2 protein-coding genes and 1 pseudogene are annotated in these 1,972 nt (G+C 32.7%); 1 reads left to right on the plus strand and 2 read right to left on the minus strand.

The window, feature by feature from the left end; genetic code table 11:
- Window positions 1–1,031: chaperonin GroEL (gene groEL / locus IDG60_RS12650; protein ID WP_042745816.1), on the minus strand; the 1,031-nt coding region annotated here is incomplete at its 3' end.
- A gap of 75 nt (window positions 1,032–1,106) precedes the next feature.
- A complete protein-coding gene (groES, locus tag IDG60_RS12655) occupies window positions 1,107–1,391 on the minus strand; it encodes a co-chaperone GroES (protein WP_000917289.1) in 285 nt (94 codons plus the stop codon).
- A gap of 174 nt (window positions 1,392–1,565) precedes the next feature.
- On the opposite strand from groES, the pseudogene mroQ reads away from it, so the two are divergent.
- A pseudogene (mroQ, locus tag IDG60_RS12660) lies at window positions 1,566–1,972 on the plus strand (CPBP family intramembrane glutamic endopeptidase MroQ); the annotation flags it as partial.

Here is a 1,972-nt window from a genome sequence, read left to right on the forward strand (position 1 = left end):
ACACGTGCATCAATGCTGTTTTCGTCACCGTCACCATCAACAACAGTGGTATTATCTTTAGTTACTTCTACTTTACTTGCAGTACCTAACATATCAATTGATGCATCTTTTAAATCTAAGCCTAAATCATCAGTAATCACTTGCGCACCAGTTAAAATAGCTAAATCTTCTAACATTGCTTTACGACGATCACCGAAACCAGGCGCCTTTACTGCAACAGCTGTAAATGTGCCACGCATTCGGTTTAGCACGATATTTGTTAATGCATCGCCTTCAACTTCATCAGCTACAATTAAGATTGGACGATTAGATTGAACCACTTGTTCTAATAAAGGTAAGATATCTTGGAAAGACGAGATTTTCTTATCTGTTACTAAAATGTATGGGCGTTCTAATTCAGCAACCATTTTATCTGAATCAGTAACCATATATGGTGATTGATAACCACGATCAAATTGCATACCTTCAACCACTTCTAGTTCAGTGTTTAGTCCATTTGATTCTTCAATTGTAATGACACCATCGTTACCTACTTTTTCCATAGCTTCAGAAATATAACGTCCAATTTCTTCATCTGCTGCTGAAATCGCACCTACTTGCGCTATTTCATTTTTATTTTCAACTTTTTGAGAATTTTCATGTAATGCTTCTACAGCAACTTTAACTGCTTTGTCGATACCTTGACGTAAACCAACTGGGTTCGCACCACTTGTAACATTTTTCAAGCCTTCTTGAATCATTGCTTGAGCTAATACTGTTGCAGTTGTCGTACCGTCACCAGCAATTTCATTTGTCTTATTTGCAACTTCTTGAACTAGTTTAGCCCCCATATTTTCATATGGATCTTCTAATTCGATTTCTTTAGCAATCGTTACACCATCGTTCGTAATTAAAGGTGCTGTAAACTCTTTATCTAATACAACATTACGTCCTTTAGGACCAATCGTTACTTTAACTGCATTTGCTAATTGGTCTACACCACGTAACATTGCTTGACGTGCATCTTCAGAGAATTTCAATTGTTTAACCATAAATGATAAACCTCCATTTGTTTAGTCATATTTCATTTTCGTTCTTTACAATTTATCTATGAATTTAATTTTATATTATTCAATTACCGCTAAAATATCTTCTTCATTTAATACTAGATATGTTTCATTATCTCGTTTAACTTCTGTACCAGCATATTGTTGGAACACGACACGGTCCCCTTCTTTCACTTCAGGAGTCACTCTTGTACCATCATTTAATAGACGTCCAGTTCCTACTGCAACGATAACGCCTTCGTTTGATTTTTCTTTAGCACTATCAGTTAAAACAATACCACTTTTAGTTGTTTGTTCTTGTTCTTTTTTCTCAATAATCACACGATTTCCAATTGGTTTTAGCATGATTGTTCCTCCTTAAAAAACCTAAAGTTTAGCACTTAACATTAAAGAGTGCTAACATACATTTATAATAATCAAATTTGGTCAAAATTTCAAGTCATAACCTTTTAATTAAGTTTTGTAACTTCAAGTTATTTACGATAAAATAAATTATAAACAAATATTTGGAGGAAAATTATGACAAGATTATGGGCATCATTGCTAACTGTTATTATTTATATATTGTCTCAATTTTTACCGCTTCTCATTGTAAAAAAATTACCATTTGTACAATATAGTGGCATAGAACTGACTAAAGCAGTCATTTACATACAACTTGTTCTATTTTTAATCGCCGCCACGACGATTATTTTAATTAATTTAAAAATTAAAAATCCAACAAAATTAGAATTAGAAGTTAAAGAACCTAAAAAATATATCATTCCATGGGCATTGCTTGGATTTGCATTGGTAATGATTTATCAAATGGTAGTGAGCATTGTATTAACGCAAATTTATGGTGGACAACAAGTAAGTCCTAATACAGAAAAGCTAATTATTATTGCTCGAAAAATACCTATATTTATCTTCTTTGTATCTATTAT

The organism is Staphylococcus sp. EG-SA-2, from assembly GCF_017152085.1.